Raw genomic sequence first — 23,566 nt, forward strand, 5'->3', positions numbered from 1 at the left:
GCCGTCAGTCGATCCGCACCGCGACCTTGCCCATGGTCCGGCCTGCGGCCACGAGATCGTGGGCCTTGGCGATGTCCCGCCAGGAGAGCGTGTGTCCGAGATGTGGGCGCAGCCTGCCCCCGGCGGCCAGCTTCGCGGCCTGACGCATGATTTCGCCGTGGGCCTCGCGCCCCTGGCCGGTGAGCAGAGGCAGGAGCATGAAGACAACGGACAGGCTCAGGCTCTTGGCGTGCATGGGCGAGAGGTCGTGGGTGGAGCGCGTGTTGGTGGAGACCACGGCGCCCCCCGGCGCCGCCGCGGCGAAGGACGCGTCCAGGTTTGTCCCTCCCACGGTGTCGAAGACGATGTCGAACCCCCTGCCGTCCGTAAGCCTGGCCACGTAAGCCTCGGGCTTCTCCTGGCGGTAGTCGATGACCTTGTCCGCGCCCAACTCCCTGGCCAGGTTTGCCTTTTGCGTCGACGACACGGTGGTCGCCACGCGGGCTCCCGCGGCCTTGGCCAACTGCACGGCCACATGCCCCACGCCCCCGGCCCCGGCGTGGACGAGCACGAACTGTCCAGGCGTGATCCGCGCACGGTCGAAGAGGGCCTGCCAGGCGGTGATGGTCACAAGCGGCAGGGAGGCCGCCTCTTCCATGGTCAGGTTCGTCGGCTTTGGGGCCAGCAGCCGCGCGTCGCAGAGCATGAACTCGGCCAGGGCTCCGGGGAGGTCGGCGATGCCCCCGGCGCAGCCGAAGACCTCGTCGCCGGGCCAAAGATCTTCCACGCCTTCTCCTACGGCCTCCACCACGCCGGCCACGTCCATGCCCAGAACGGCGGGCAGGGCCGGTGCGAAAGCCGGTTGCATGACCCGCATCTTGATGTCGATGGGGTTCACGCTTGTGGCGGCCACCCGCACGAGCACGTGGCCGGGTTTCAGGGCCGGCGCGCCGATTTCGCCCGGGCGGAAATCAGGCGTTTCGCCGTATGTATGCAGGAGTTGCGCTTTCATGGTAACCTCCCATGTCATGTTGCAGGCACGTTACCCCCAAACGACGGCGCAGAGAAAGTGTTTTTCATGCCCGACGGGTCCGGTCACAGCGCCTCAGCCGCAGCGATCACCGCGACCCTGGGGGCCAGGGCGTTCAGGGCGATGAGGTGGATCATCTCGCTGACCGTGGTGCAGCAGTCCGCAAGGATCGACACCCGGTACTTTTCCGCCGCCTTGGAGATGGCCGTGTGGGTCACGCAGTTCTGAGTCATCATGCCGCAGACGAGAATCTCCTCCGTTCCGCACGCCTTCAGAATCCCCTCCAGTTCCGTTCCGAGGAAGGCGTCCGCGTTCACCTTGATCACGACCCGGGCGTCCGGCGCCGCCGCCCTGACATCCGGGTGCAGCTCCACGCCCGTGGTGCCGGCGTTGAAGAACGGCGCGAGGCCTCTGGCGGCGTCGGCCACGTGCTGCACGAGGATGACAGGCATCCCGGCCTCCCGCGCCTTGCTCATGGCGCCCAGGACGTTGCCGAGGGTCGCGGCGGCGTTCCAGAGGGGAAAAGCCCCGCCCGGAAAATAGTCGTTCTGCAGGTCGATGACGATGAGGGCCTTGTGCGATGCGTTCATGGATGCCTCCCGGGTTTCGGCACGGCGACCTTCGCCGCGCATGCAGGAAACATAGTGGCTGGAAAGGCTTGACGGAATGGTCTGTTTGGACAAAAAAATTGTCTAAATCGACAATCGGGAGGGCATATGCGTGTGGGAATCCTGGCCTACGACTCCTGCCTCGCCTCGGGCGTGCACGGTTTTTCCGATACGCTGGCCGTGGCCAATCTGGCCTCTGGACGGGAGGTGTTCGAGACCGCCGTGCTGAGCGCCGACGGCGCCCCGGTGCGCTGTTTCGCCGGCGCCCTGCTGCAGGCGGACGCCGCCCTCGGCGACGCTGGGGCGGGTCTGCGGCAGTGGGACATCGTCTATGTCCCGCCGGCCTTCGGCCTGACGGAACCGGATGCGGCAACGGTTTCGTGGGTCGGCCGGGCGCACGCTTCCGGGGCCGTGGCCTGCGGTGCCTGCGCGGGCGTGTTCTTCCTGGCCGAGGCAGGCATACTCCGGGGGCGTCCGGCCACCACCCACTGGGGCTTGGCGCAGGTCTTCGCCGCCCGTTACCCCGACGTGGCCCTGGAGCCGGACCGCATGCTCGTGGACGGCGGTGACTACGTTTGCGCCGGCGGCGTGACGGCCTACTTCGATCTGGCCCTGCACCTCGTCGCCCGCCACATATCGCCGGAGGCGGCCTTGTCCTGCGCCAGGACGCTTCTTCTCGACCCCGGCAGGCTCCGTCAGACCCCGTACATGAGCCTGCTGCCCCTGCCTTCCGCCGGGGACGAGGCCGTGGCGGTGGCGCGGCGCTGGATCGAGGACAACCACGCCCGGCCCGTGAGGATCGGCGAAGTGGCTGCGGCCGCGCACCTGACCGGGCGGACCCTGCTGCGACGCTTCCGCAGGGCCGTGGGCCGCACCCCCGCCCAATATCTGCAGGCCGTGCGCATTGAGCGGGCCAAGCGCCTGCTGGAAACGGGCGGCGAGTCGACGGGCGAAATCTCGTCCATGGTGGGATATGCCGACGCCACGGCCTTTTTCAAGGCTTTCCGGGAACTCACGGGGCTCTCGCCGGGCGCGTACAGGCGGCGTTTCGGCCTGTCCGGCGGTCCGGAATGACAAAGGGCCTCCCTGCGCAGCAGGAAGGCCCCCGGACGTAAGCTCGCAGTGCGTCTAGTCCTCGATGTCCTTCAGGTATAGTTCGCGCATGGCCACCTTGTTGGTCTTGCCCACGCTGGTGCGGGCGATGGCCCCCACCAGGCGCGCCCGCAACAGCACCGCCTCCTTGGGCAGCACGCCCCTGTCCACGAAACCCTTGACGTGCTGGACGATTTCCTTCTCCTGGGGGGCGGCGCCGGGCTTGGGAACCACCAGCGCCAGCGGCGTCTCGCCCCAGCGCAGGTCGGGCCGTCCGATGACTGCGGCCTCGGCCACGTCGGGGTGCTGCAGGATGATGTCCTCCATCTCCAGGGAACTGACCCACTCGCCGCCGACCTTGATGACGTCCTTGGTGCGGTCCGTGATGCGCAGGCTGCCTTCGGCGTTGCGGCAGGCCACGTCGCCGGTGTTCAGCCAGCCGTCGGTCCACAGCCGCTTGGAGTTGCTCTCGTCCTTCAGGTAGGAGGCCGTCAGCCAGGGCGTGCGGACCTGCAGGGCGCCGGGCGTCTTGTCGTCGTTCGGGACTTCCAGCCCCTCGTCGTCCACCAGGCGCAGCCGCACCATGGGCAGGGCCTTGCCCGTGCGGGTGCGCAGGGCGATTTGCGTCTCGCGGTCGAGCTGCAGTTCGGTGTCCGACAGATGGGACAGGCTCAGGATGGGGCAGGTCTCGGACATGCCGTAGCCCGTGAAGGCGTCGATGCCCCGCTCCAGAGCGGCGGCGCAGACGGCTTTGGGCATGGCCGCGCCGCCGATGACCACGCGCCAGGCGCTCAGGTCGTACTGCGCGCACTTGGGGTCCGTCAGGAGCATGTGCAGGATGGTCGGTACGCAGTGGCTGAAGGTGACTTTTTCGACACTGATGAGCCGGGCCAGCGCCTCGGGTACGTACCTGCCGGGATAGACCTGTTTCACGCCGAGCATGGTCGCCATGTAGGGGATGCCCCAGGCGTGGACGTGGAACATGGGCGTGATGGGCATGTACACGTCCTCGCGGTGGAAGCGCCCCTGGGTGGCGTTGGTGCCCAGGGCGGCGAGGCCGCCCAGGGTGTGCAGGACGAGCTGGCGGTGGCTGAAGAAGACGCCCTTGGGCAGGCCCGTGGTGCCCGTGGTGTAGAAGGTCGTGGCGCGGGTGTTCTCGTCGAAGTCCGGGAAGTCGGCCAGGGGTTCGCTTGCCGCCAGGAGCGCCTCGTACTCGCCGGCCAGGGGCAGGGAGGTGGCGGGCGCGTCCCCGTCGTCGGTCAGCAGGATGAATTTCCCCACAGTGTCGAGCCGACCGCGAATCTGCTCCAGCAGGGGCAGGAAGTCGGAATTGACGAGGATGACGTCGTCCTCGGCATGTCCGATGGTGTAGACCATCTGCTCCGGCGAGAGGCGGATGTTGATGGTGTGCAGGACCGCGCCGATCATGGGCACGGCGAAGTAGCACTCCAGGTAGCGGTGGCTGTCGTAGTCCATGACGGCCACGGTGTCGCCGGGACCCACGCCCTGGGCCATGAGGGCCGCGGCCAGACGGGCCACGCGCTCGCGGAACTGCGCGTAGGTGAAGCGGAGAGTTCCTGCGTAGACGATCTCCTGGTTCGGATCGTCCTGGATGGGGGCCTGGAGGATATTCTTGATGAGGAGCTGCTGAGTCGGATTCATTGCTGTCCTTTGATGTCTGACGTGTTGATGGTACGCTACGTTTCGCTACATGCCCGCAATGGGCAGGGCATGGAGGTTTTCTCCGAATGGGACGGTGTCGTGGCCGAGGTGCAGGACGACGCCCCGCAGAAATTTTCCGGGGCAGGACTGGGCCAGGAGCCGCAGGCCTTTGAAGTCGGACGCCGTGGGCGAGGCCGAGGCCTTGATTTCCACCCCGACGATGTTGCCGGCCGGGTCTTCCAGGATGAGGTCAACCTCCTGGCCGGCGTGGGACCGGAAATGGTTCAGGGCGACCCTGCTGCGGGACCATGTCGCGTGCTTGGCGATCTCGCAGACCACGAAATTTTCAAGGAGGTGTCCGAAGGCATGTCGGTCGTGCGTCAGCCGGTCGGGGTTCATCCCGGCCAGATGGGCGGCCAGACCCGTGTCCGAGAAGAGGAGCTTCGAGGCCTTGGTGACCCTCTTGCCGATGTTCACGGCCCAGGCCGGCAGTTCGCGGATGAGGAACGTGGCCTCCAGGATGGCCATGTAGCGTTTGAGCGTCGTCTGGGGGATGGTCAGGCCGCGCGAGATGTCGGCGTAGGACAGGAGCTGGCCGGTGCGCGAGGCCAGGAGCTGGAGCAGGCGGGGCATGGCGGTCAGGTCCTGGATGCTCGAGATGTCGCGCACGTCGCGCTCCACGATGGTGGTCACGTACGCGGAAAACCAGGCCTGCCTGCGCCGTTCGCCGCTTCTGGCCAGCACTTCGGGGTAGCCGCCCGTGAGTACGGCGTTCATGACATCGGCCTCGGTCGGCGCGGGCCAGTCCAGGTCCGGGCCGAACAGGGCGTCCACGAGGTTGGCGTTTGACCCCCGGATTTCCGCCCGGGACAGGGGCCACAGGTCGAAGAGTTCCATGCGGCCCGCCAGGGAGTCGGTCACGCGCAGGCCGGCCATGATGTCTGCGGAGCCGGTCAGGATGAAGCTGCCGGGAGTGCGGTCCCGGTCCACATGCTCCTTGATGGCGGGCAGGAGTACCGGCGCTTTCTGAATCTCATCGATGACGACCGGTTTACCGATCCCCGCGATGAACCCGGCCGGGTCGTTCTGAGCCGCCGAGAGCGCCGTGGCGTTGTCCAGGGTGACATATTCCGACGAGATGTGCTCCGGAATCAGGTCCCGAACCAGGGTCGTTTTACCGGTCTGACGTGCACCACGGATAAGCACGACAGGTGTGTCTGTCAGTGATTCCAGAATGTTGGATGAGATATGGCGTGTGTACATGGACGGCAATGTATGGTTTGTGTGGTTGAAAATCAACCATTTCATGGACGATTTTCAACCATTTAGTGGACGATTTTCATCCACCTTGCCCGGCATCCAGGATCGGGCACAGCGTTTCAGCCCCTTCGGGCTGGACCTCGGGGCGGGTCGGACATATCAGGATGTTCTGATTCGCGTTCACCACAAGGAGGTCACCATGTCCATGTATTCCAAGTTCGCCGAGTGGTACGACCGCATTTTTCCCTTCAGTCCGGGCGTCTACGCCTTTCTGAACCATCATCTCGGCGACCGGGGCGGGCCGGTGCTGGACCTGGGTTGCGGCACGGGCGACTACTGCGCGGCCTTCACCCGCGACGGAGTCCGGGCCGTGGGCGTGGACCTCGATCCGGCCATGATCTCCCAAGCCAGGACGCGCGGGCCCGAGACCGAGTTCCATGTCATGGACATGGCGGAGTTCCCGACCCTCGGCGGGCCCTGGAACATGATCTACTCCATCGGCAACACGGCCGCCCACCTGTCCCGCGACAGGTTCTGGGGGTGCGTCGAGAACGTGGCCGCGAGGCTTATGCCCGGCGGCGTCTGGATCGTGCAGGTCATGAACTGGGATTACGTCCTGGGCCTGCCCGCCTTCACCTTCCCGGCCAAGGTCATGGACGGGGCGGTCTTTCACCGCGCCTACGAGGACATCACGCCCGACGGCCTGACCTTCCGCACGGGCCTGGACATCGAGGGCAGGCGGGTCTTCGACGACCAGGTGCGCCTGCATCCCCTGCCGTCGGCCGACATCGTCGCCGGCCACGAGGCGCGCGGCTTCCGCCTGGTCGAGCACGTCTCGGACTACGCCGGCAGTGGGTTCGACCCGGACGTGTTCTCTGCCAACATCTTCGTTTTCACCAGATAAGGACGGTACGGATGGATTTCATGACGATCATGGGGCAGAGCACGCTCTTCAGGGGTCTGCCCGAGGATGAGCTGCGGCGGCTGGAAGGCATCGGCGAGCTGCGCGAGTTCGACAAGGGCGACATGCTCTTCCAGGAGGGCAGGGAGGGCGTCGGCTTCTATGTCGTGGCCAGTGGGCAGGTGAAGGTCTTCAAGATGTCATTCGACGGTCGCGAACAGATCCTGCACATCCTTGGCCCCGGCGACCCCGTGGGCGAGGTGCCCGTCTTCGCCGGGATGACCTATCCGGCCAACGCCCAGGCCATGGGCAAGGCCGGACTCTACTTTTTCCCGCGCAAAAAGCTCATCGAACTCTACCGCGAGAGCCCGTCCCTGGCCATGAACATGCTGGCCGTGCTGTCCAGGCGCCTGCGGGAATTCACGGTCCTCATCGAGAACCTGTCTTTAAAGGAGATCCCCCAGCGCCTGGCTACCTACCTCGTCCACCAGCAGTCCCTGAAGCCCGTCTCGGTCCGGGTCAAGCTGAACGTGACCAAGGGCGTGCTGTCGAACATCCTAGGCACGTCCCAGGAGACCCTCTCGCGCGTGCTCGGGAAGCTCAGCCAGGAGGGCTTTATCGAGGTCCAGGGCAAGGAGATCAGCATCCTGGACATGGAGCGGCTCAAGAGCCTGGCCGAGGGAGAGATGCGGCTGTAGAAGGCTGAGAGATATACGAAGCCCAAACCGGAGGCCCGCTTTTCAGGACGTCGCCGTTACAGCCCCTTCTTCGGGTCAAAATCCTGGCCCAACGCGGCAGGCGACGTGATGGGCCAGCTGCCCGAGAAGCGTTTCAGGAACGGGTAGCGGCGCATGAAGTCCTGCACGATGGACACGCGGCCGATGTTCACGGCCAGGAGCGTGACGATCATCATCGGGAAGGGCGCCACCTGGAAGACCTGGGCCGGGACCGATGGGAAGAGCTCCTGCAGGTAGATGCCCGAAACCTGCAGTGCCGCGAAGAAATAGGCGCCGATGGCCGCCCGCACCGGGTGCCAGCCGCCGAAGATGACGATGGCCAGTGCGATCCAGCCCGCGCCTTCGCAGCCCTGGGGCCGCCCCCAGCCCGGTTTCACGGCCAGGGAATAGGCCGCTCCCGCCAAGCCGACCAATGCCCCGCCGATCAGACAGGCCGCGAGCCGGGTCAGCCGCACGCGGATGCCGCGGCCGAAGGCTGCCCGCGGCGATTCGCCCACGGCCCGCAGGCGCATGCCGCCGACCGTCTTGTACATCCACCACCAGCACAGCACGATGGCCGCCAGGCTCAGGGCCACCACCGGCGACTGCCGCCCGAGCAGGGCGTCCAGCACGGGCGTCTCCGACAGGCCGGGGATGCCCCAGAGGCCGAAGGTCGGACCGGGCTGGCGGGAGTAGGAATGCCCCAGGAAATAGGCCAGGTCGCGGCACAGCAGGGTCAGGATGAAGCCCACGGCCAGTTGTGACTGCCCGAGATAGATGTTCGTCAGGCCCAGGATGGCGGCCGCGGCCGCGCCCACGGCCATGCCGCCCAGGGCGCCCGTCCAGGGGCTGCCCGTGGCCGATGCCAGGGCGAAGGCCGCCATGGCCGAGAGCAGCATGGTGCCGTCCAGGGACAGGTTGATGACCCCGGCCTTCTCGGTGATGGTCTCGCCCAGGGTCGCCAGGACCAGCGGGGCGCCGGCCAGGAGTATCCCGGCCAGGACGAGGGCGAACTCGTGCATCAGCATCCCTCCCTGCGGCGGATGAGCCAGGCGCGCAGGCCCTGGGTCACGAACACGGACAGGACCATGAAGCCCTGGATGACGCCGCTTAAGGAGGAGTCCAGGTTCAGCTGCAGGGGCAGCTGGATGGAGCCCACGTTCAGGACGGCGAAGAAGAGGCAGATGAAGGGCACGGGCAGGATGCGGAAGGACGCCATCATGCCCACCAGCAGGGCCGTGTAGCCGTAGCCCGAGGAGATGCTCGGCAGCAGGCGGTGGTAGACGCCCAGGACCTGCACGGCCCCGGCCAGGCCGCCCAGGGCGCCGCACAGGGCGAAAGCCTGCAGCATGCGCCGTCTGGGGCTCAGGTCGAAGAGGCGGGCTGCCTTGGGGTTCTGCCCGACGGCCTTGAGCCCCAGGCCCCATTGGGTGCGCGTCAGCAGTACGGCCACGAGGCAGATGGCCGCGCAGGCCAGGCCAAGTGCCGTCCAGCTGGCGGCCAGGCCGCCGATGCGGTCCAGCCACAGGCCGGCGTCCAGGGTCTCGGTGCCGCTCATGGAGGCCACTCCGGGGCGTTTCCAGGGTCCGAAGATGAGCCAGATGGTCAGGCCCATGGCCACGAAGTTGAGGCCCAGACCCGAAAAGATCTCGTGCACCCGCCCCCATGTCTTCAGCAGTCCGGCCAGCAGCGCCCACAGCGCCCCGCCGAGCATGCCGGCCGCCAGGGCCATGGCGATGTGCGCGGGCCCGCCCTGGTCCACGGGCATGAGCGCTCCCGTGCAGAAGACGGCCCCGAGCACGACCTGGCCCTCGATGCCGATGTTCCACAACCGGGCCGTGAAGGGCACGAGCAGACCGGCCGAGCAGAGCATGAGCGGCACGAAGACCGTCAGCACCTGGCCGAACTTCGACATGGAGCCCAGACCGCCCAGCACGAGGATGCGCAGGGTTTCAAGGGGGGGCGCGCCCGAAGGCAGGGCCACGAGGACCGTCAGGACCAGGGCCAGGGCCAGGGCGGCCAGCAGCCACAGGATCTGTTCCATCCAGACGCTACGCTGCATGCCAGGACTCCAGGTTTTTGCCGGCCATCAGCGCGCCGAGGGTTTCGACGGTCGCGGCCGAACGGGGAACGTCGGCCACGAGCATGCGGTCGAAGAAGACCAGGACCCGGTGGCTGTGCTCGATGACCTCATCCAGGTCCGGGGAAAAGAAGAAGATCGTCGCGCCGTCCCGGCAGCGTTCGCGCAGGTGTTCCCAGACCTGCAGGGACGAGCCCGCGTCCAGGCCGCGCGTGGGGTGTTCCATGAGCAGGAGCGGGGCTCCGTCGGGGATCAGAGACAGGAGCAGGCGCTGCTGGTTGCCGCCGGAGAGGGACTTGGCCGGGGTGTCGGGGTGGGCGCGCAGGTTGAAGCGGCCTTCGCACTGTTCCCGGCGGAAATCCTCCAGGCGCGCGGCCTGGTCCGGGAAGGCCAGGAGAATGTGCTCGCGGATGGACAGGTCCGGGAAGAGGGCCTGGCTCATGCGGTCGGCCGGCACGAAATGCACGCCGGCTTTGTGCAGCGCCTTGAAGTCGTTGCGCTCGAACCGGCGGCCGTCGAGCTCGAGTGCGCCCTCGGCCAGGCGGTCCAGGCCGCACAGGCCGCGCAGGAAGAGTTCCTGCCCGCTGCCGTCGAGGCCGGCCAGGCCGATCATCTCGCCGGGGGCCGCAGAGACGCCCAGGGGGCCCAGATGGTACTTCGGCCCGGCGAAGACGGCCCGGTCCAGGACCATGCGGCGCGTCTGCGGGGCGGACACGGGCGGGACGTCCCCGGCCCGGTCCACGGCCTCGCCGAACATGAGGCGCACCAGCTCGTCCTCTCCGCAGGGCGTTTCCAACGTGGACACGAGGCGGCCTTGGCGCATGACGAAGATGGCGTCGGCCATCTCCAGGGCTTCGGAGAGCTTGTGGGTCACGAGCACCACCGTGTGGTCCTCCTCCCGCGCCAGGCGGGTCAGGAGGCCGAAGAGGCTGCGCTTCTGCTCGGGGGTGATGCCGGTGGTGGGTTCGTCGAGGATGAGCGTCGTGGCGCCGAGGTCCAGCAGGCGCAGGAGTTCCAGCAGCTGGCGCTCGCCCACGGTCAGGGATGAGATGGCTTCGCCCGGCAGGAAGCAGACGCCCAGGTGGTTGGACAGCTCGCCCAGCTTGTCGATCACCTGGTCCCTGGTGCGGGCCGTCCCGCCCAGTCTGAAATTCTCCCAGACGGGCAGGGCGGGGAAGTCGAGAGGGTCCTGGTAGAGCATGCCCACGCCCAGGCTGGCGGCCAGGGCCGGGGTCAGCCTGGCGTGGGACCGGCCGCGCACGGTGATGGTCCCGGCGTCGGGCACGGTGTGGCCGGCAAGGATGCGCATGAGCGTGCTCTTACCGGCCCCGTTTTCTCCCACCAGGGCGTAGATGCGGCCGGGTTCCAGGGTCAGGCTGATGGAATCGTTGGCCCGGACCCGGCCGTACTGTTTGCCGATGTCGGTGAGGACGATCATCTTACTTGGCGCTGGACTGGCCTTCCATGCCCTGCAGCAGCTGCGGCAGGGACCAGACCTGCTCGTCCGAGGCCTCCTGGCCGTCCTTCAGGAAGACGGAGCCGTCCTGGAAGTTGAGGGGGCCCTTGAACAGGCTGACCTTCTTGGCGCCGAGGTCGGCGACGAAGGCGTCGAGCCTGGCCTTGTTCTCGGCGCTCAGGCCTTCGCCGGCCTTGAAGCCGACAATGGAGGCGTCGTGGTCGTTGATGTCGGCCCAGTGCGGGGTGACCCATTCGAAATCCTGCTTCCACGTGCCGCCCTGCACGGCCTTGGCCTGGCGCAGGAAGTCCGGGCCCCAGTTGAAGTAGGGCACGCCGATGCAGGTCGGGCCCTGGCCTTCGCAGGCCTTGGCGTAGTCGTAGGGGATGGCCCAGGCGTCGCGGCCCTGGTCGCGCTTCTGACGGGCCACGGTCACGGCCTCGGGGGTGTCGATGCCGGAGATGACCACGTCGTAGCCGCCGTCGAAGAAGGACGTGGCGACCTGGGTCGGGTCCGTGGTCACGCCGGGGATGTTGAACCAGAAGCCGATCCAGCTGACCTTGAACTGCAGGTCTTCGGCCTTCTTGCCGAGCACCTTTGTCCAGGCGTAGCGGGCGCCCAGGAAGGCGGAGGCGGCCAGGCGGCGGGTTTCCTCGTTGATCAGCGGGCCCAGGTAGGCGATCTTGCCCGTCTTGGAGGTCAGGGCGGCGGAGAAGCCGGCCATCATCTTGCCGTACTCCATGCGCCCGAAAAGGTTGCCCAGATTGGCCGGGGCCTTGCCGGTCAGGACGTCGTCGCCCGAGGCGTGGATGAAGGTCTTGTCCGGATGCAGGCTGGCGGCCTCGCGGATGCCGTCCTTCATGTCGTCGGACCCGGCGATGATCAGGTCCGCGCCCTTCTCGATCAGGTCGTCGACGACCTGCGGGATGGTCAGGCCGGGACGGTCGGCCGGGTTGACCTTGTCCAGGTATATGAGCTTGGCGCCGGGGAGCTTCTCCTCGACGTACTTGCCGCCCTCGTACTGGGCCTGGCTGTACCCCTTGTCGTTGTAGGGGCCGACCAGGATGAGGCCGATGGTCAGGTCCTTGGCCATGGCCATGGACGGACACAGAAGCAGGGCCGAAAGCCCCAGGGAAACCAGAAAACGCTTCATGTTTTCCTCCGAAGGGTGCGGGCGCGATCTCGCCGCGCCGGGATGTGGGCTCCCGCGCGGCCAGATGCCTGCGGAAGCCGGGTCCAATAGGTGTGCGGGACGGAAAAGTAAACCCCGACTTTGCCACCATGGGCCGTGAAGTCAACAGGTGGTTCGGCCCGCGCCGATCGTGGTGGGAGATCGCTTCGCCGTGTGTGCAAAGACGCGTTCGGCGTTGCCAACTCGCCGAAAATATGATCAATCCATACGACATGCCACCGGCCTCGGGAGGGGACATGACAGTTGGAAATACGACCGATATCGAGAAGCTCAAGGAGACCCTGTTCTCTCTCATGCTCGACGCCGAGCGCGAGGGGGCCGTGGCGATGCTGCTCGGGTTCGCCCATGAGCGGGGATTCCAGGCGGCCGTCAACGACCTGCTGGAGCCGGTGCTGCAGCGCGTTGGCGAAGACTGGAGCCGGGAGCGCATTTCCCTGGCCCAGGGCTACGTGGCCGGCAAGATCGCCGAGGACGTCCTGCTGGCCGCGGTCTCGTCCCACGGAGATCTGCGGCTCGACGTCAAGGGGCCCGTGGTCCTCGGCAATGTCGAGGACGACTATCACTCCTTGGGCCGCAAGATGGTGGCCGTCTTTCTGCGCGCCGCCGGATGGAAGGTCGTCGACCTGGGCAACGACGTGTCGCCTGCGGCCTTTGTCGACGCGGCCCTCGAACACGGGGCGCGGGTCATCGGCGTTTCGGCCATGATGCTGACCACGGCCGAGAACATCCGGGCCGTACGGGCGGAACTCGATGCCCGGGGCCTGTCGGGACGCATCCGCCTGGCCGTGGGCGGGGCCGTCTTCAAGCTGCGGCCCGAGCTCGTGCGGGAGGTCGGCGGCGACGGCACCGCGGCCAGCGCCATCCAGGCCCCGGCGCTCTTCGATCGGCTTTGGGCCGGCGGGCCCGAAGGGGAGGGGACATGACCAGCCTGGAACGCGTCCTCTGCGCCCTGCGCGGCGAACCGGCGGACCGCAGGGCCTTCACCCTGACCCTGAGCCTCTACGGCGCGCGCCTCACGGGCTGCCCGGTGCGGGAGTATTTCACCGTGCCGCGGCGATACCTCGAAGGCCAGCGTGAGGTGGTGGACCTGCTGGACCCGGACATTCTCTTCACGCCCTTCGTCCTGCCTTTCGAGGCCCTGGCCTACGGCGGCGAGGAGGTCTGGCTGGACCGTTTCGCGCCCAACGTGCGCAAACCGCCGTTCCGCGACCCGGATCTGGCCGAGCCCCTGGGCGAGGGCCTGCTGCTCGACCCGGGCGTGGGCTACCTCGTGGAGGCCACGCGGCTGCTGGCCGGGGAATTCGGGGCGGACAGGCCCGTCTGCGCCGTGGTCACGGCCCCCGTGGACCTGCCGGCCATGCTGCTGGGCATCGAGACCTGGCTCGAAATCCTGCTGTTCGACCCCGAACGTGCCGCCGCGTTCATGCACCTGTCCGAAGACCATTTTCTGCGGCTGACCGCAGCCCTGTTCGATGCCGGGGCGACCTTTCTGGCCTGCCCCGTCATGTTCGCCAACCTGCGGCTGGTCACACCGGGCCTGCTCGAAAAAACCATTCTGCCCACCCTGGCCCGCTGCTTCGGCCTGTCCCGCGGGCCGGTCGTCTTCCACCACGGGGGCAACCGCATCGAGGACCATCTCCGCCATTACGCCGAGCTGCCCAACGTGCCGGGCTTCGTCATGGACCCCCGCGACAGCCTGTCCCGCGCCCGTGAGATCCTGGGCCCCGGGCGGCTCATCCTGGGCAACCTGAGCGGTCCGGCCCTGGTGCGCGCGGCCCCGGAGGAGGCGCGGGTCCTGGCCTCGGACATTCTGGCCGATCGGGCCGGCGACCGGGCCTTCATCCTGGCTTCGGGCCACGCGGACGTGCCCTTCGACACGAACCCGGACACCCTGCTGGCCGTGCGCCGGGCCGTCCTGGACGCGGGGGCCGTGACGTGACGGACGTCCTGGCCGTGACCTGCGGCATCTTCAGGGAAGAACTGCTGGCCCTGAGCCCGAACTTTCCCGGCCTGCGCCCGGTGTTTCTCGACTCCATGCTACACATGCGGCCCGAGAAGCTTCAGGACAGGATCGACGAACTGCTGGAGGTCCGTCGGCCGGCACGGGTGCTCTTCATCTACGGCGACTGCACGCCGCGCATCGTCGAACTCAGCCGCCGGCCCGGTTTTGCCAAGACGCGCGGCATCAACTGCTGCGAGATCATGCTCGGCCGCGAGGACTACAGGCGGCTACGCAAGGCCCGAGTGTTCTTTTTCCTGCCGGAATGGACCCGGCGCTGGCGAGACGTCTTCGAACAGGAGCTGGGCTTTGCGGGAGGGCGCGGCGTGGAGGAAATGCTGAGCGAGGTTCACGACCGCTTCATGTATCTGGACACGGGCGTCGTTCCCGTGCCCCGCTTCACCCTGAACGAGATCACCCGCGAACTCGGGCTGCCCATGTCGGTGCGGGAGACGGGGCTCTCCCGCCTGGAGGCGAGCATCGCCGACGCCCTGGAGGAGCTGCGTGAAGGCTGATTCACCTGCATATTACCAGCTTTTCACCGATCTGGCCGTGGGCACCCTGGAACATGCCAACGACCCGGTGCGTTGCGCCGAACACGTGGCCGACCAGATCCGGGAACTGCTCGGGGTCCGCGCCGTGGCCGTGGCCGCCTGCCAGGGTCATCACGCACCGCACGGCATCCTGGCCGTCCGTCCGGTCCGGCACGCGGAACTGGTGCACAGGCCCGAGATAGACCGGCTCATCCACCTGAGCCACGCGTCAACCCAGGCCATGATCGCAAGCCCGCAGGATCAGACTCCGGCCGGCGCGCTGCTGCAGGCCCTGGGCCTTGGCGAGTCCGTCGTCGTGCCGCTGCGCGTCGGCGAGAACATGGTGGGGGCCCTCGTGCTGCTCGGCCTCATGGATACGAAGGGCATCGAGATCATCGTGCGCAGCCTCAACCGCCTGTCGTCCCTGCTGGCCCTGATCATGCGCCAGGCCGACCAGTACCGCGATCTGGAACTGGCCGTGGCGCAGCGCACCGAGGAACTTCGCTCCGCCCGGGACCGGCTGGAGGAGCAGCATGCCTTTCTCTCGTCGCTTCTCTCGGGGCTGCCCAACCCGGTTTCCGTTCAGGACATGTACGGCCGCATTCTGCGCTGCAATCCCGCCTACTGCTCCCTTGTCGGCCGGTCCGAGCAGGAGCTGGTCGGCGAGCCGGAAATCCTTTTCGGGTCGTCCTTCGTGATCGAGTCGGCTCCGGCGGAGCAGGCGGCGCTCGAATGCCTCCTCGACGATGGCTGCATGCGGCGCATGCTGGCCACCAGGGCGCCTCTCAAGACCAGCCGCGGCGAGGTCGCCGGGTACGTCAGCGTGCTCACGGACGTTTCGGACCTGGCCAGGGCCCGGCAGGAGGCCGAGGCCTCCAATCGCGCCAAGACCGAGTTCCTGGCCAACATGAGCCACGAGATCCGCACCCCCCTGAACGGCATCCTCGGCATGTTGCAGCTGCTGAGCCGCACCCATCTGGACGAGGACCAGAAGGACTCGGTCTTCACGGCCATCCGTTCCTCCCGCCGCCTGACTCAGCTCCTGAACGACATCCTCGACCTGTCGCGCATCGAGGCGGGCAAGCTGCCGCTGGAAACGGCGGAGTTTCATTTCGCCGACCTGCGGGACTCCGTGCGGGACCTCTTCGCCATTTCCGCCAAGGCCAAGGGGCTGGACCTCTCCTTCGAGATCGACGACGCCATCCCTTCCCAGGTCGTCGGGGACGAGGGGAGGCTGCGGCAGATCCTGTTCAATCTGGTCGGCAACGCGGTGAAGTTCACGTCCACGGGAAGCATCCGCATCACGGCGCGGCGGGAGGACAGGGACGCCGGCATGGCGGTCGTTTTTTCCGTGGCGGACACGGGCGTGGGCATCCCGCGCGAACGACAGAACGATATTTTCCAGCCCTTCACCCAGGTCGACGGCTCGTCGGTGCGCTCCCACGGCGGCGTGGGCCTGGGCCTGGCCATCGTCAGGCGCCTTGTGGACATGCTGGGCGGGCGGATCGCCATGCAGAGCGAGCCCGGCCGGGGAACGACCATCGAGGTGGCCGTGCCTCTCGGCATCGGCGAGCGCGTCTGTTCCAAAACCGCGGGAGAGCCCGCGGCGCCATTGGTCACTGGGCGGCGCATCCTGGTGGTGGAGGACGACCGCATCAACCAGCTGGCCCTGACCAGAATGCTCGGCAAGCTCGGGCACGTGCCGACGGTGGCCGACAACGGCCGTGCGGCCCTGGACATCCTGCAACGGGAGACCTTCGACTGCGTGCTCATGGACATTCAGATGCCGGACATGGACGGCCTGGAAACGACCCGCCGCATCCGCGCCCGCGTCCACCCCGACATCCCCGCCGATCTTCCCGTCGTCGCCCTGACCGGCCACGCCATGGCCGGCGACAGGGAACGCTTTCTGGCCGAGGGCATGACCGCCTACCTGTCCAAGCCCGTGGACATGGACGCCCTGGCCCGCATCATCGCCGAGGTTACGCCCGCGTAAGCATCCGAGCAGGAGAAAACATGATGAAATGGATCCGCGGCATTTCCCATCAGTCCTACTTCCTCTTTCTGACGGCTCTCTTCTGCGTCGAGTTCGCCGTCCTGGCCGTCGATCCTTTCGACCGCAAGGACTGGATCCTGGAAAATGTGCTGGTCCTCGTTTTCTTCGTCTTCATGTTCTTGTCCGCAGGAAAGTTCCCCTTTTCCCGCATCTCCTACACCCTCATCTTCATCTTCCTGGGCATCCACGAGATCGGGGCGCACTACACCTACGCCGAGGTGCCCTACGACGCCTGGTTCCAGGCCGCCTTCGGCACGACCTTCAACGAGATCGTCGGCTGGGAGCGCAACAACTTCGACCGCGTCGTCCATTTTTCCTACGGCCTGCTCCTGGCCTACCCCATCCGCGAGATCTACTTCCGCATGGCCAACGCCGAAGGGTTCTGGGGGTATTTCCTGCCGCTGGATTTCACCATGTCCACGTCCATGCTCTACGAACTCGTCGAGTGGGCCGCGGCCGAGGTCTTCGGCGGCGAGTTGGGCGCGGCCTACCTGGGCACCCAGGGCGACGTCTGGGACGCGCACAAGGACATGCTCCTGGCCAGTCTCGGCGCCCTCATCGCCATGGGCCTGACCATGGGCCTCAACATGTGGCTGCAGAAGGATTTCGCCCGCGAGTGGTCCCGGAGCCTGGACATCAAGCACCCCGAGCCCATGGGCGAGGACGAGATCGCGCGGCTTCTGGAAGGGAAGGAGTCGGGGCGGGCTTCGTGACGCCCGGAGCCGTCAGCCGAATTTGCGGCGAAAGATGATCACGGCCGTGGTCAGGGTCACCATGGCGATGACGGCCAGGGGGAGGCAGTTTTCGAGCACGAAGGCGAGGGAGACGTCCTTGAGGAAGATGCCCTTCACGATGACGATGAAGTGCTGGATGGGATTGATCCAGTTCACGGTCTGCAGCCACCGGGGCATGTTTTCCACTGGGGATGCGTAGCCCGAGAGGAGAATGGCCGGCATCATGAAGGAAAAGGAGCCGATGAAGGCCTGCTGCTGGGTGGCGCAAACCGCGCTGATGCACAGCCCGACGCCCACCAGCGCCAGAAAGTAGAGGATCGAGCTGGCGTAGATCAGGGCCAGGGACCCGGACAGCGGCACCCCGTACAGGAATACCGCGGCCAGGATGATGATCGAGGCCTGGAAGAGGCCGACGACAAGCACGGTCGCGGCCTTGCCCAGCATGATCATCTCCGGGGTCAGGGGGGAGACCAGCAGTTGCTCGAACGTGCCGTGCTCCCGCTCCCTGGCCACGGACAGGGCCGTGAGGATGAGGGCGCTGATGGTCAGGATGATGGGCACCAGACAGGGCAGGACGAACCAGCGGTAGTCCAGGTTGGGGTTGTAGCGGTTGATCACGACCAGGGTCGAGGCGGGCTGGGCACCGGCGGCGAGCAGGCGTTCGGCGACGAAGCCCGTGGTGATCTCCTGGATGTACCCGGCCGCGATCTGGCTGCTGTTGGACCTTCTGCCGTCCAGGAGCAGCTGAAGGGGGGCCGGGACGCCCTGGTTCAGCTTCCGGGAGAAATCCTGGGGGAACCGTGCCACGGCGATGGCCTTTTGCTCGTCGAGGGTCGAGGCGATCTGCTCCGCCCCGGTCAGATGCAGGATTTTCGTGAAGGCGGCGGCCCGGGCGAAACGCTGCTCCAGTTCGACGGAGGCGTGGCCGCCGTCCTCGTTGAGGACGGCCAGGGTGTTGTTCTTCACTTCCAGAGTGGCCGCCAGGGGGAAGAGGATGACCTGCAGGATGACGGGCATGACGACCAGGACGCGGCTCTGCCGGTCAGCCAGGATGGAGTGCAGTTCCTTGCGGATCAGCGCGGCGATGCGGTGCAGTGCGTTCATGTTCATTGATCCAGCCTGCGGGCTGTTTTCAGGGCCGTCAGGGCGAGAAACAGGATGCTCGTCCCGGTCAGGAAGGCGATGTCCGGCAGCAGGATCGGCCAGACGTCGCCGGCCAGGAAGATGGTCTGCAGGGAGCTGACGAAGTAGCGGGGCGGGAGGATGTACGTCAGCATCCGCACGGGCGCGGGCATGCTCGAAATGACGAAGAACGCGCCCGAGAGCATGGTGGCGGGGAGGAACGCCACGTTGAGGGTGGTCTGGGCGCTGTCGAACTGGCTGCGCATGGTCGAGGAGATGAAGAGGCCGATGCCGAGCATGCTCAGGAGAAAGACGGTGGTCACGAGGAACAGCGCGGCGATGGATCCTCGGAAAGGGACCCCCATGACGAAGACGGCGCAGAGCACGACCACGACCATGGAAACGATCCCGAGGGTGTAATAGGGGAGCAGCTTGGACAGGAGCAGCTCCGTCCGGGTCACGGGGGAGGCCAGGAGGGCCTCCATGGTGCCCCGTTCCCACTCCCTGGCCACGACCAGGGAGGTCAGCATCGCCCCGATGACGGTCATGATGATGGTGATGGACCCCGGAATGAGGTAGTGGCGGCTGACGGCGGCCGGGTTGAACCAGTAGCGGGTCTGCACCTCCACACCCTGCGCCGCCGTTTCCCCCCGGTCCCTCGCCCGGGTCTGCTGCCATTGCTGCCATGCGTTGCTGACGAAGGCCCCGACGAAATTGGCCGTGTTGGGTTCCGCCCCGTCGGTGACGACCTGCACGGGCGCCGTCTCGCCGGGGCTGTCCAGGAGCCGCGAGAAGTCGCGGGCAAGGACGACATAGCCCCGGATGTCCCCGTTTTCGAGTAGCAGGTCCAGCCGGGGGCGGCTTGCGCCCGTTATCTCGAAGTACGGCGACCCCGTCAGCTGGGCCGTGAACTCCGCAGCCGCAGGCCCGCCGTCCTCGTCGCACAGGCCCAGCCGCAGGTGGTCCATGTCCAGGTTGATGCCGTAGCCGAAGATGAACAGCAGCAGCATGGGCTGGACAAAGGCGATGATGGCGCTGCTGGGGTCGCGCAGGATCTGGCGCGCCTCCTTCCGGCACAGCGCCCACAGCCTGGTCCGGGAAAAGCCGCTCATGCGCGCTCCATGCGGGTGATCAGTTCGACGAAGGCGTCCTCCATGGTCGGATCGGGCAGCGCCGGTCCGGCCACGCCGGCCTTGAGGTCGTCGGGGGGGGCCAGGGCGATGAGCCGGCCCTGGAAAATGAGGCCGATGCGGTCGCAGTATTCGGCTTCGTCCATGAAATGCGTCGTGACCATGATCGTCACCCCTTTCTCGACCATTCCATTGATATGATTCCAGAATTCGCGCCGGGTCACGGGGTCGACCCCGGAGGTCGGCTCGTCGAGGAAGAGGATGTCCGGCTCGTGCATGGCCGCGCAGGCCAGGGCGATGCGCTGCTTGAAGCCAAGGGACAGGTCGTCGGTCCGGGCGTCGAGAAACGGCTGGAGGTGGAAGGATTCGACCATCCCGTCGACGGCCGTGCGTCGGCGTCCGCCGGCCAGCCCGTAGACCCCGGAGAAGAAATCGAGGTTCTGCCGGACCGTGAGCTGACCGTAGAGGGAAAATTTCTGGGCCATGTACCCGAGCCGCTGCCTGGCCTTGGCGGGGCTGTGGGCCAGGTCGATGCCCATGACCTCGGCCCGGCCGGAAGTTGGGGCGAGCAGCCCGCACATCATCTTGAAAGTCGTGGATTTTCCCGCCCCGTTGGGCCCAAGCAGCCCGAAGATCTCGCCCTGGCGGACCGAGAAGGTGACGCGGTCCGTGGCCGTGAAGTCCCCGAAACGCTTGGTCAGGTCCGCGGCCCTGATCAGCTCTTCCTTGCTTCTCTCCCGCGCGGGCATGGCCCGGGCCAGGGCCGATTCCCCGCCCGGCCCGCCTCCCAGGAGATCGACGAAGGCGTCTTCGAAGCGCGGCGGCACCGCTTTCCACTCCGTTTGACCGAGGATGCCGAGGCCTTGGGGGTCGGGCCGGTCCGCGCCTTCGCGCAGCACGATGCGCAGGTTAGCGCCCTGGATGACCCCGTCGGTCACTTCCGGACGTTGCAGCAGACGGGCCAGGGCCTGCCGCCTGCGCCCCTCGACGCCTCCCAGATGCAGGCACCGCCCGCGCATGGGCGCCGTCAGGTCTTGCGGCTTGCCGGCGAAAAGCAGGCGCCCCTGGCTGAACAGGAGCACTTCGTCGCAGGCCTCGGCCTCGTCGAGGTAGGACGTGCTCCAGACCACGGCGATGCCCTGGCCGGCCAGCTCGCGCACCATGCTCCACAGTTCGCGGCGGGAGATGGGGTCCACGCCCACGCCGGGCTCGTCAAGCAGGAGCAGCGACGGTCTGCCGAGCAGGGCGCAGGCCAGGCCGAGCTTCTGCTTCATGCCGCCCGAGAGCTTGCCGGCCAGCCGCGCGGTGAACGGGTGCAGGCCCGTGAAGGCCAGCAGGCGGGCGAAGGCGCGTTCGCGCTCCTCGCCGGATACGTCGCGCAGATCGGCGTGCAGGGTGAGGTTTTCGATGACCGTCAGGTCTTCGTAGAGGCCGAATTTCTGTGGCATGTACCCGACGCTGAGGCGCAGTGCGCCGGCCTGCGTCGCCGGGTCGCGGCCGAGGACCGTCAGACCTCCGGAGTCCGGGCGCATGAGGCCGGCCATGAGGCGCAGGAGGGTGGTCTTGCCGGCGCCGTCCGGGCCGACGATGCCCGTGACCTTCCCGGCGGAGATCGTCCCGGAAATGGCGGAAAGGGCGGGCTGGTCCATCCCGGGGAAGGACTTGCCCAGGTCGTGGAGTTCGACGGCGGCCATGGTCAGTCCTTCAGGCGCACCGTGACCGGCATGCCCTGACGCAGCAGGCCGTCGTCGTCGCGGACCACGACGCGGAAGCGGTAGACCAGGGATGTGCGGAGTTCCTCGGTCTCCACGGATTTGGGCGTGAACTCGGCCCGCGGCGAGACGTCGCCGACCTGGCCGTGGTAGGGTTCGGGGCGGGAATCGGTGTAAACCAGCACCTCGCGGCCGGGCCGGACGAGGCCCAGCAGCGGCTCCGGCGCGTAGGCCCGGACGCGGACCGGGTTGAGCAGGCTGACGGTCAGGGCCGTGGCCCCGGCCTGGACCATGCTGCCGGGCTCCACGGACCGGGTCAGCACGACGCCGGCCTCGGGCGCGGACAGGACGGTGTCGGCCAGGGTGGTGCGGGCCTGGGCCAGGGCGGCGCGGGCCGTCCCCAGGACGGCCTCGGCCTGGGCGAGCTGTTCCGCCCTGGTGCCGGCCTCCAGCAGGTCGAGGCGCGCCCTGGCCTCATCGCGGCGGGCCAGCGAGGCACGGTAGGCGGTGCTGGCGGTGTCGAAATCCTGGCGGGCCACGGCTCCCTGGCCCACGAGCCGCTGCTGGCGCTCGAAGACGAGGCGGGAGTTCTCCAGTGCGGCCTCGGAGGCGGCCAGGATCTTGCGCGCCTGCTCGATCTCCTCGGGGCGGTTGCCGTTGCGCAGTTCCTCCAGGCGGGCCGAGAACTGCCCGACCTGGGCCTCGGCCTGATCCAGGGCGTTGCGGAAGGGCTCGTCATCAAGACGGGCCAGGATTTCTCCCGGGGTCACGGCGTCCCCCTCCTCCTTCAGAATCTCCCGTACCCGCCCGCTGACGCGAAAGCCCAGGCGCACTTCGCGTATGTCGATGTTGCCGTGGAATGCGGGCGAATCCTTGCGGGATTCTGCGGAGTGGGTTTTCCAGGCGTACCAGCCTCCCGCCAGGGCGATCAGGAGGAGGATCGGCGCGATGATGCGTTTCATGGATGCGTGTCCGGTTGAGGTTGCGGCGGGACGGAGAGACCGGTCACGAGGCAGCGGCCGGTGGAGGGCTGCAACGCCGCTTCCAGCCGATCGGTCTTGGAGATGTCCGTCCGTTTGGGTGGAGTCCCGTGGAAGAGAACGATGCTCATGAGGAAAATCAATACGCTGATTGTTTGTGGTAATCCATTGTTTGATGAGTAGTTGTGGGCGTGGTATGTAGGCAAAAGGGGTGTGGCGGTGCGGTCGCGGTCCTGCCGGGCCCTGGTCAGGGCCGTCGAAACTTCTTCGCCGGCCTCGTAATGTTTCCCCGTCGCGCCTGCCGGAGTGAAATCTGCTCTTCGGGCGGGACGCGACGGGGAAACAAACGATACCCTGGCTCAGTCGGACAGTCGTCGGCCGTGACCAGGGACCGGCAGGACCGCTTGGTCTGGTCGTCGATCGTTAGGGAATGAAGAGGGCTGGGAACACGAAACGCCCGGAGTAGCGGGCGCTTCGTGATGAAGGGAGATGTCGGGGCTAGTCGAAGGCCTTGTCCACGGTCCAGACTTCCCAGACCTTGCCGACCAGGCCGGGGCCGGGCTTGAGGGTCTGCTTGCCGGGGCGCCAGCCCGAAGGCGTGGCCTGGGTGCCCTTGCTTTCGCGCACCAGCTGGAAGGCCTGGATCTGGCGCAGGGTCTCGTTCACGTTGCGGCCCACGGGCGGCGTCAGGACCTCGAAGGCCTGGACGTTGCCGTCCGGGTCGATGAGGAATCGGCCGCGCACGTCAACGCCGCCGGCCTCGTCGTAGATACCGTACATCCTGCCGACATTGCCGCCGCCGTCGGACAGCATGGGGAAGGGCACGGTCTTCGCCGTGATCATTTTCGAAAGCTCGTCGTCAACCCACATCTTGTGCACGAACATGCTGTCCGTGCTCATGGACAGGACCTGCACGCCCAGCTTGGCGAATTCCGCGTGCTTCTCGGCGACCGCCGAGATTTCGGTCGCTCAGACAAAGGTGAAGTCACCGGGGTAGAAACACAGGACCACCCATTTTCCGAGGTAGTCGGACAGCCTGATGTTGACGAATCCCCCGTTGAAATACGCCGGGGCGGAGAAATCGGGGGCCTTCTTGCCTACCTGGATCATGGGGCGCGCTCCTTGGGTTGGTGGTGCCGCGGGTTGGTGTGTTGCCTCTGGTTCGTGTTCCACTTCTGAAGTCGGTCGGGTGCAGCCTACTGCCACTTCTTCTGCCATGAGCCGGACCTCCGGGGGGTTGAGTCTATTGATAATAACGATAGTTTTTAACGAGAGCCATGCGTATTTACTATCCTGTTTGGGGGAAAAGAACAAGGCTCGGCCG

The 23,566-nt window shown here is 67.0% G+C and carries 21 protein-coding genes; 8 read left to right on the forward strand and 13 right to left on the reverse strand.

Annotated elements, in window-relative coordinates; genetic code table 11:
* Positions 1-4: 4 nt before the first annotated feature.
* Positions 5-991: a zinc-dependent alcohol dehydrogenase family protein gene (locus G394_RS0105170; RefSeq protein ID WP_028576747.1), complete on the reverse strand. Its 987-nt coding sequence runs from the start codon at positions 989-991 to the stop codon at positions 5-7.
* Between the two features lie 83 nt (positions 992-1,074).
* Positions 1,075-1,599 (reverse strand): cysteine hydrolase family protein, encoded by a 525-nt coding sequence (locus G394_RS0105175; protein ID WP_028576748.1) that lies wholly within the window; start codon positions 1,597-1,599, stop codon positions 1,075-1,077.
* 126 nt (positions 1,600-1,725) lie between these two features.
* Between G394_RS0105175 and G394_RS0105180 the strand changes: the two genes are divergently transcribed.
* Positions 1,726-2,691: a GlxA family transcriptional regulator gene (locus G394_RS0105180; RefSeq protein WP_028576749.1), complete on the forward strand. Its 966-nt coding sequence runs from the start codon at positions 1,726-1,728 to the stop codon at positions 2,689-2,691.
* A gap of 54 nt (positions 2,692-2,745) precedes the next feature.
* Here the strand turns inward: G394_RS0105180 and G394_RS0105185 are convergent, their stop codons facing one another.
* Positions 2,746-4,371, reverse strand: coding sequence for a fatty acid--CoA ligase (locus G394_RS0105185; RefSeq protein ID WP_028576750.1), 1,626 nt, complete (start codon positions 4,369-4,371; stop codon positions 2,746-2,748).
* Between the two features lie 45 nt (positions 4,372-4,416).
* Entirely contained in the window at positions 4,417-5,577 is a 1,161-nt protein-coding gene (locus G394_RS0105190; RefSeq protein ID WP_245578259.1) for an ATP-binding protein, read from the reverse strand.
* A 253-nt stretch (positions 5,578-5,830) separates the two neighbouring features.
* Between G394_RS0105190 and G394_RS18065 the strand changes: the two genes are divergently transcribed.
* Together G394_RS18065 and G394_RS0105200 are read left to right on the forward strand one after the other, a co-directional pair.
* Positions 5,831-6,535 (forward strand): class I SAM-dependent methyltransferase, encoded by a 705-nt coding sequence (locus G394_RS18065; protein WP_043774784.1) that lies wholly within the window; start codon positions 5,831-5,833, stop codon positions 6,533-6,535.
* An 11-nt stretch (positions 6,536-6,546) separates the two neighbouring features.
* The gene (locus G394_RS0105200) at positions 6,547-7,230 is read left to right on the forward strand and encodes a Crp/Fnr family transcriptional regulator (protein WP_028576752.1); all 684 of its coding nucleotides are present in this window, start codon (positions 6,547-6,549) and stop codon (positions 7,228-7,230) included.
* A 56-nt stretch (positions 7,231-7,286) separates the two neighbouring features.
* On the opposite strand, the gene G394_RS0105205 is transcribed toward G394_RS0105200, so the two are convergent.
* From G394_RS0105205 to G394_RS0105220, 4 genes are read right to left on the reverse strand one after another with little or no spacing between them, the layout of a single operon-like run.
* A complete protein-coding gene (locus G394_RS0105205; RefSeq protein WP_028576753.1) occupies positions 7,287-8,270 on the reverse strand; it encodes an ABC transporter permease in 984 nt (327 codons plus the stop codon).
* Positions 8,270-9,310, reverse strand: coding sequence for an ABC transporter permease (locus tag G394_RS0105210; protein WP_043774789.1), 1,041 nt, complete (start codon positions 9,308-9,310; stop codon positions 8,270-8,272). The genes G394_RS0105205 and G394_RS0105210 overlap by 1 nt, the downstream gene beginning before the upstream one ends.
* Positions 9,300-10,766 carry an ATP-binding cassette domain-containing protein gene (locus G394_RS0105215; protein ID WP_028576755.1) on the reverse strand — a complete coding sequence of 489 codons (1,467 nt, stop codon included), beginning with the start codon at positions 10,764-10,766 and terminating at the stop codon, positions 9,300-9,302. The genes G394_RS0105210 and G394_RS0105215 overlap by 11 nt, the downstream gene beginning before the upstream one ends.
* 1 nt (position 10,767) lies before the next feature.
* A complete protein-coding gene (locus tag G394_RS0105220) occupies positions 10,768-11,937 on the reverse strand; it encodes a BMP family lipoprotein (RefSeq protein WP_028576756.1) in 1,170 nt (389 codons plus the stop codon).
* 275 nt (positions 11,938-12,212) lie between these two features.
* Between G394_RS0105220 and G394_RS0105225 the strand changes: the two genes are divergently transcribed.
* The 5 genes from G394_RS0105225 to G394_RS0105245 are packed head-to-tail and all read left to right on the forward strand — an operon-like array spanning position 12,213 to position 17,277.
* The gene (locus G394_RS0105225; RefSeq protein ID WP_051306963.1) at positions 12,213-12,899 is read left to right on the forward strand and encodes a cobalamin B12-binding domain-containing protein; all 687 of its coding nucleotides are present in this window, start codon (positions 12,213-12,215) and stop codon (positions 12,897-12,899) included.
* Complete coding sequence (locus G394_RS0105230; RefSeq protein WP_028576758.1) at positions 12,896-13,915, forward strand: uroporphyrinogen decarboxylase family protein; 1,020 nt, start codon at positions 12,896-12,898, stop codon at positions 13,913-13,915. The genes G394_RS0105225 and G394_RS0105230 overlap by 4 nt, the downstream gene beginning before the upstream one ends.
* Positions 13,912-14,490 carry a DUF1638 domain-containing protein gene (locus G394_RS0105235; protein ID WP_028576759.1) on the forward strand — a complete coding sequence of 193 codons (579 nt, stop codon included), beginning with the start codon at positions 13,912-13,914 and terminating at the stop codon, positions 14,488-14,490. Before G394_RS0105230 ends, G394_RS0105235 begins: the two co-directional genes overlap by 4 nt.
* Positions 14,480-16,504 (forward strand): ATP-binding protein, encoded by a 2,025-nt coding sequence (locus G394_RS20055; RefSeq protein WP_051306964.1) that lies wholly within the window; start codon positions 14,480-14,482, stop codon positions 16,502-16,504. Before G394_RS0105235 ends, G394_RS20055 begins: the two co-directional genes overlap by 11 nt.
* Positions 16,505-16,524: 20 nt before the next feature.
* Positions 16,525-17,277: a DUF2238 domain-containing protein gene (locus tag G394_RS0105245; protein WP_028576760.1), complete on the forward strand. Its 753-nt coding sequence runs from the start codon at positions 16,525-16,527 to the stop codon at positions 17,275-17,277.
* 12 nt (positions 17,278-17,289) lie between these two features.
* Here the strand turns inward: G394_RS0105245 and G394_RS0105250 are convergent, their stop codons facing one another.
* From G394_RS0105250 to prxU, 5 genes are all read right to left on the reverse strand, one after another.
* Positions 17,290-18,402, reverse strand: a complete 1,113-nt coding sequence (locus tag G394_RS0105250) for an ABC transporter permease (protein WP_028576761.1) — start codon at positions 18,400-18,402, stop codon at positions 17,290-17,292.
* Between the two features lie 2 nt (positions 18,403-18,404).
* Positions 18,405-19,532 carry an ABC transporter permease gene (locus G394_RS0105255; protein ID WP_028576762.1) on the reverse strand — a complete coding sequence of 376 codons (1,128 nt, stop codon included), beginning with the start codon at positions 19,530-19,532 and terminating at the stop codon, positions 18,405-18,407.
* Positions 19,529-21,244 (reverse strand): ATP-binding cassette domain-containing protein, encoded by a 1,716-nt coding sequence (locus G394_RS0105260; RefSeq protein WP_084435360.1) that lies wholly within the window; start codon positions 21,242-21,244, stop codon positions 19,529-19,531. Before G394_RS0105260 ends, G394_RS0105255 begins: the two co-directional genes overlap by 4 nt.
* Positions 21,245-21,246: 2 nt before the next feature.
* On the reverse strand, positions 21,247-22,224 hold the full coding sequence (locus G394_RS0105265) for an HlyD family secretion protein (RefSeq protein WP_028576764.1): 978 nt from the start codon (positions 22,222-22,224) through the stop codon (positions 21,247-21,249).
* Between the two features lie 516 nt (positions 22,225-22,740).
* Entirely contained in the window at positions 22,741-23,460 is a 720-nt protein-coding gene (gene prxU / locus G394_RS21590) for a thioredoxin-dependent peroxiredoxin (RefSeq protein WP_084435362.1), read from the reverse strand.
* Between the last annotated feature and the right edge of the window lie 106 nt (positions 23,461-23,566).

It is taken from the genome of Desulfomicrobium escambiense DSM 10707 (assembly GCF_000428825.1).
GTDB lineage: Bacteria > Desulfobacterota > Desulfovibrionia > Desulfovibrionales > Desulfomicrobiaceae > Desulfomicrobium > Desulfomicrobium escambiense.